Origin of the sequence: Rhodopseudomonas sp. BR0C11, from assembly GCF_010820945.1 — a bacterium.
Classification (GTDB): domain Bacteria; phylum Pseudomonadota; class Alphaproteobacteria; order Rhizobiales; family Xanthobacteraceae; genus Rhodopseudomonas; species Rhodopseudomonas palustris_H.
This window is the reverse complement of sequence record NZ_QTKI01000313.1, coordinates 1-5,899: the sequence shown is the minus strand read 5'-3', so window position 1 is coordinate 5,899 and position 5,899 is coordinate 1. Positions and strand designations below refer to the sequence as shown.

Sequence of the window (5,899 nt, the reverse complement as noted above, 5' to 3'; positions counted from 1 at the left end):
GGCGGTGCAGCATGTCGATATCAGCGTCGGCAAAGGCGAGACGCTGGCGATCGTCGGCGAGTCCGGCTCCGGCAAGTCGGTCACCTCCTACGCGGTGATGCGGATCCTCGATCGCGCCGGGCGGATCGCCGAAGGTTCGGTGATGTTCGGCGGCATGGATTTGAAGGCCGCCAGCGAGCATGAGATGCGTGACCTGCGCGGCCGCGAAATCTCGATGATCTTCCAGAATCCGCGCGCCGCGCTCAATCCAATCCGCAAGGTCGGCGATCAGATCGAAGACGTGCTGCGCCAGCACGTGCAGTCGACCTCGACCGATCGCGGCGAGAAGGCGATCGCGGCGCTGGAGGCGGTGAAGATCGCGCGGCCGCGCGAGCGCTATCACGCCTATCCGTTCCAGCTCTCCGGCGGCATGTGCCAGCGCGTGGTGATCGCGCTGGCGCTGGCCTGCAATCCGCAGCTGCTGATCGCCGACGAGCCGACCACCGGCCTCGACGTCACCACCCAGAAGGCGGTGATGGACCTGATCGTCGAACTGACCAAGAGCCGCGGGCTGTCGACCATCCTGATCACCCACGACCTTGGCCTTGCCGCCGCCTATTGCGACCGGGTGGTGGTGATGGAGAAGGGCCGCGTGGTCGAAACCGCCTCGGCGGCCGATATCTTCGCCAATCCGCAGCACCCCTATACCAAGAAGCTGATGCGCGCGACGCCGCGGCTCGGGGTGAGTTTGCGAGAGCTGCTGCCGGAGGGCGAAGACGGTGCGGCTCCGCGTGAAAGCGTCATTGCCGGGCTCGACCCAGCGATCCATCCTATCTCGGGAGAAGCTTCGTCGAAGACGATGGCCCCCCGGGTCAAGCCCGGGGGTGACACTGAGGCGAGTGGCGAGCACGAGGACACGAGTAATTCGAAGAGCCCTGCCCCCCTCCTCCTCGTCGAAAAGCTGGTGAAGGAATATCCGCGCCAGGGTGCGACTGCGACGTTGAGCCGGTTATTCTCGCGCGGGCCGGCGCCGGAGCCGGAGGTGTTTCGCGCCGTCGACGGCATCAGCTTCCAGATCGGCCATGGCGAAAGCGTCGGGCTGGTCGGCGAGTCCGGCTGCGGCAAGTCGACCACCTCGATGATGCTGATGCGGCTGCTCGATCAGACCTCCGGCCGCATCGTGTTCGACGGCGAGGAGATCGGCACCATCCTGCCGCAGCGGTTCGCCCGGCTGCCGCTGCGCAAGTCGATCCAGATGGTGTTTCAGGATCCGACCGACAGTCTCAATCCACGCTTCACCGCGGCGCGCGCGATTGCCGATCCGATCCTGCAGCTCGGCGAGATCAAAGGCCGCGATGCAGTGCGCACCCGCTGCGAGGAACTGGCCGAACAGGTCGGCCTGCCGCTCGATCTGCTCGACCGGTTTCCGCATCAGCTGTCCGGCGGCCAGAAGGCGCGCGTCGGCATCGCCCGCGCCATCGCGCTACGGCCCAAGCTGGTGATCCTCGACGAGCCGACTGCTGCGCTCGACGTCTCGGTGCAGGCGGTGGTGCTGAACCTGCTGCAGGACCTGAAGCAGACTCTCGGGATGAGCTACCTGTTCGTATCGCACGACCTCAACGTGGTGCGGCTGCTGTGCGACCGCGTCGTCGTGATGCGCGCCGGGCGTATTGTCGAGCAGGGAACGTCCGAGCAGGTACTCGGCAGCCCGAAGCACGACTACACCCGCGAACTCCTCACCGCGATCCCGCATCCGCCACTGCCGGTGACGTGATGACGCGATGCGCAATTCTCCATGGTCATTCCGGGGCGCGCGCAGCGCGAACCCGGAATCCCGAGATGATCAAAAAGAGATTCCGGGTTCGCTCGCTCACGCGAGCGCCCCGGAATGACGACCTGAACCATAGCGCTCGTGAAAGGTACTGACTTTGAACGATCCCCTCGACTCCTACATCCACGCCGTTGCTGCTGCGCTTGGGCTGCCGATCGATCCGGCGTGGAAGCCGGCCGTGCGGGCCAATCTCGAGGTCTCGCTAAAGCTGGCGCGGATGGTCGATGAATTTCCGCTTCCCGACGAGACCGAGCCTGCGAGCGTGTTCCGTGCCTGAGATTGATCCCGTAATGTCCACTGACTGGATGACCGCCGCCGAGATCGCCGCAGCCGTAGCGAACCGGAGCACCACTGCGCTCGCTGCCACCGAGGCCGCACTCAGCCGTATTACCAAGGCCGATCCGACCCTCAACGCTTTCACCGATGTGGTCGCCGAGCGGGCCCGTGCACGCGCCCGCGACATTGATGCCGCAATCGCGCGCGGCGAGAGCGTCGGCCCGCTCGCTGGCGTGCCGTTCGCGGTGAAGAACCTGTTCGATGTCGCCGGTCTCCCCACCCGCGCCGGCTCCAAGATCAACCGCGACCGCAGCCCGGCCGCGAGCGACGCGCCGCTGATCAAGCGACTGGAAGCGGCTGGCGCCGTGCTGATCGGCGCGCTCAACATGGGCGAATACGCCTACGACTTCACCGGCGAGAACATCCACGACGGCCCGTCGCGCAATCCGCACGATCCGACCCGGATGACCGGTGGCTCCTCCGGCGGATCGGGCGCCGCGGTGGCCGGCGGCGAGGTGCCGCTGGCGCTCGGCTCAGATACCAACGGCTCTATCCGCGTCCCCTCCTCGCTGTGCGGCATCTTCGGGCTCAAGCCGACCTATGGGCGGCTGCCGCGCACCGGTTCGTTCCCGTTCGTGGCGAGCTTCGATCACCTTGGTCCGCTGGCACGCAGCGTCGCCGATCTGGCGCTGGCTTACGACGCGATGCAGGGGCCGGACGCCGGCGACGCCGCCTGCACCACGCGGGCACCGGAGCCGGTCTCCGGCTTGCTCGCGGGGGGCATCGACGGCCTGCGGATCGCAAAAGCCGGCGGTTACTTCGAGGCCAATCTGTTTCCGGAAGCGCGCGAGGCTGTCGACCGCGTGGTCAAGGCGCTCGGTATCACCCGCTCGGTCGAACTGCCGGAAGCCGCCCGCGCCCGCGCCGCGGCCTACGTGATCAGTACGACCGAAGGCGCCTCGCTGCATCTCGACCGGTTGCGGCAGCAGCCGAATGATTTCGATCCCGCGGTGCGCGACCGGCTGCTCGCCGGCGCGATGGTGCCGGCGCCGTTGGTCGACCGCGCGCAGAAATTCCGGCGCTGGTACCGCGCCCGCGTGCTCGAATTGTTCGAGCAGGTCGACGTCATCATCGCCCCGGCAACGCCTTGCGTGGCGCCCAAGCTCGGACAGGTCACCTTCACGCTCGACGGAGTCGAACTGCCGGTGCGTGCCAACGTCGGCATCCACACTCAGCCGATCTCGTTCATCGGCCTGCCGGTGGTGGCCGCCCCAATCCCGCTCGAGCCCTTGCCGATCGGAGTGCAGATCATCGCCGCGCCGTGGCGCGAAGACATCGCGCTGCGCGTCGCCGCAGCGCTGGAGCGCGCTGGCGTCGCCCGCGCGCCGCGACCGAAGGATTTCTGACCATGGATATCGATCTGCCCGACGTTGTCGCCGAAGTCGGCGATGCCTTCGCCCGCTACGAGGCCGCGCTCGTCGGCAACGACGTCGCCACGCTCAACGAGCTGTTCCACGACGATCCGCGCACGCTCCGCTATGGCGGCGGCGAAAACCTCTATGGCTACGACGAGATCAAGGCGTTCCGGGGCGCCCGCTCGCCGGTCGGGCTAATGCGTACCACCGCGCGGACGATTATCACGGCTTACGGCCGTGACACCGCGGTCGCATCGACCTTATTTTACCGCGACAACGCGCCCGGCAAGGTCGGACGTCAGATGCAGACCTGGGTACGGTTTGCCGAAGGCTGGCGCATCGTCGCGGCTCATGTCAGCATGATCGACGAACCGCGGGCGTCGCCATGAGCTTCGATGATGCGCAGACTTCACGCCGAACACGGTCGCCTCTCGCGCCGCCGGGATTAATCACTCCGGACGCGCGGATCGTGCGGTCCGCTCCCCCTCCAATCAAGATCACCCGCGCCGAGGAGTTGCGGCGCCAACTTGCCGACGAGATCGTGCGCGGCACGCTACGCCCCGGCGCGGCGCTCGACGAAACCGACATCGCGCAACGCTTCAAGGTATCTCGCACGCCGGTACGCGAGGCGCTACGCCAGCTCGTCGCCAGCGGCCTCGTCGAGTCGCGGCCGCATCACGGCGCGGTGGTGGCGCAGCCATCGTTCGAACGGCTGACAGGCATGTTCGAAGCGATGTCCGAACTCGAAGCACTGTGTGCGAGCTTCGCGGCCGAGCGGATGACGCCGCTGGAGCGGCGGACGCTGGAAACGATCCACGAGGAGCTGCGAATGCTCAGCTCACAGGGTAACCCAGAGCGCTTCCACGACGTCAACGAGCACTTCCACAACGCGATCTATGCGGGCGCGCATAACGACTACATCGCCGAGATTACCCTGGCGACGCGGGTGCGGGTGCAGCCGTTCCGCCGCGCCCAGTTCCGCAATCTCGGACGGCTGGCGAAATCGCACGCAGAGCACGACCGCGTGGTGATCGCGATCCTTCGCGGCGACCGCGACGGCGCCGCGAAGGCCATGCGCCATCACATCGATCTGGTGCGCGACGAATACGAAATTTACGCGGTGTCGGTATGAGCAAATTCGAAACGATCAGTGAAATCGTCGCCGGGCATCGCGCCGGCACCACCACCCCGGCGCAGACGATCGCGCGCTGCTATCAGCGGATCCGCGCCTATGCGGACCCGGCGCTGTTCATCACCTTGCGCGACGAAGCGGACGCGATCGCCGAAGCGGTTGCGCTGGCAGCGCGCGATCCATCGCTGCCGCTGTACGGCGTGCCGGTCGCGGTGAAGGACAATATCGACGTCGCCGGCCTGCCGACCACCGCCGCCTGCCCGGCATTTGCGTATCAGCCAGCCCGCGACGCCACCGCGGTCGCCAAGCTGCGCGCCGCCGGTGCGATCGTGATCGGCAAGACCAATCTCGATCAGTTCGCAACCGGTCTGGTCGGAGTCCGCTCGCCCTATGGCGTGCCGCGCAACGCGATGCGCAGCGATCTCGTGCCCGGCGGATCAAGCTCAGGCTCAGCGGTCGCGGTCGGCGCCGGTCTGGTGCCGCTCTCGCTCGGCACCGATACAGCAGGATCCGGTCGGGTGCCGGCGATGCTCAACAACATCGTCGGGCTGAAGCCGAGCCTCGGGATGATTTCGACCACGGGTGTCGTGCCGGCGTGCCGCACGCTCGACTGCATCTCGGTGTTCGCGCTGACTACCGATGACGCGATCACCGCCCTGCGGGTGATGACGGCGCCGGACGCTGAAGATCCGTTCTCGCGCGAGCGGCCGGTGGCGGCAGTCAGCGCGATGCCGCCGCGGGTCCGACTCGGCGTACCGCAGAAAGGCCAGTTGCAGTTCTTCGGCGATGACCTCGCGGCACGGGGTTACGAGGAAGCGCTGGAGCGCTGGCGGCAGCTCGGCGCGGAGCTGATTGAGATCGACGTCGAGCCGCTCTACGAGACGGCCCGGCTGCTCTACGAAGGGCCATGGGTGGCTGAGCGCTATCTGACCATTCGGGAGCTGCTCGAAACCCAACCGGACGCGGTGCATGCGGTGACGCGGCAGATCACGCTCGCCGGCGCCAATCTGTCAGCCGCCGACACTTTCGCGGCGCTGTACCGGCTGCAGGCACTGCGCAAGATCGCCGAGCGCAGCTTCGCCGGCATCGACGCGCTGGTGCTGCCGACCGCGCCAACCGCCTACACAGTCGACCAGGTGCTGGCCGATCCGATCACGCTGAACAGCCGGCTCGGGACCTACACCAATTTCGTCAACCTGCTCGACCTGTGCGGCCTCGCGCTGCCGGCGTCGACCCGCCGTGACGGCATTCCGTTCGGCATTACCC

General features: G+C 67.2%; 6 protein-coding genes. All 6 read left to right on the top strand.

Annotation, left to right across the window (positions count from 1 at the left end; genetic code table 11):
- Positions 1-1,753 (top strand): dipeptide ABC transporter ATP-binding protein (locus DYI24_RS19710; RefSeq protein WP_164573506.1); only part of this gene is annotated, 1,753 nt, incomplete at its 5' end.
- Positions 1,754-1,907: 154 nt separating this feature from the next.
- Positions 1,908-2,087, top strand: a complete 180-nt coding sequence (locus DYI24_RS19705; RefSeq protein WP_164573505.1) for a DUF4089 domain-containing protein — start codon at positions 1,908-1,910, stop codon at positions 2,085-2,087.
- A gap of 13 nt (positions 2,088-2,100) precedes the next feature.
- The gene (locus tag DYI24_RS19700) at positions 2,101-3,492 is read left to right on the top strand and encodes an AtzE family amidohydrolase (RefSeq protein WP_246701313.1); all 1,392 of its coding nucleotides are present in this window, start codon (positions 2,101-2,103) and stop codon (positions 3,490-3,492) included.
- A gap of 2 nt (positions 3,493-3,494) precedes the next feature.
- The gene (hpxZ, locus tag DYI24_RS19695; RefSeq protein WP_107343497.1) at positions 3,495-3,890 is read left to right on the top strand and encodes an oxalurate catabolism protein HpxZ; all 396 of its coding nucleotides are present in this window, start codon (positions 3,495-3,497) and stop codon (positions 3,888-3,890) included.
- Positions 3,887-4,633 carry a GntR family transcriptional regulator gene (locus DYI24_RS19690; protein WP_246701312.1) on the top strand — a complete coding sequence of 249 codons (747 nt, stop codon included), beginning with the start codon at positions 3,887-3,889 and terminating at the stop codon, positions 4,631-4,633. Before hpxZ ends, DYI24_RS19690 begins: the two co-directional genes overlap by 4 nt.
- On the top strand, positions 4,630-5,899 hold a 1,270-nt coding region (gene atzF, locus DYI24_RS19685), incomplete at its 3' end, for an allophanate hydrolase (protein ID WP_164573503.1). The genes DYI24_RS19690 and atzF, both read left to right, overlap by 4 nt.

Bases quoted from the DNA above. Each gene is read 5' to 3' on its own strand.
- hpxZ (WP_107343497.1), top strand. From the start codon at position 3,495: ATGGATATCGATCTGCCCGACGTTGTCGCCGAAGTCGGCGATGCCTTC.
- DYI24_RS19690 (WP_246701312.1), top strand. From the start codon at position 3,887: ATGAGCTTCGATGATGCGCAGACTTCACGCCGAACACGGTCGCCTCTC.
- DYI24_RS19700 (WP_246701313.1), top strand. From the start codon at position 2,101: ATGTCCACTGACTGGATGACCGCCGCCGAGATCGCCGCAGCCGTAGCG.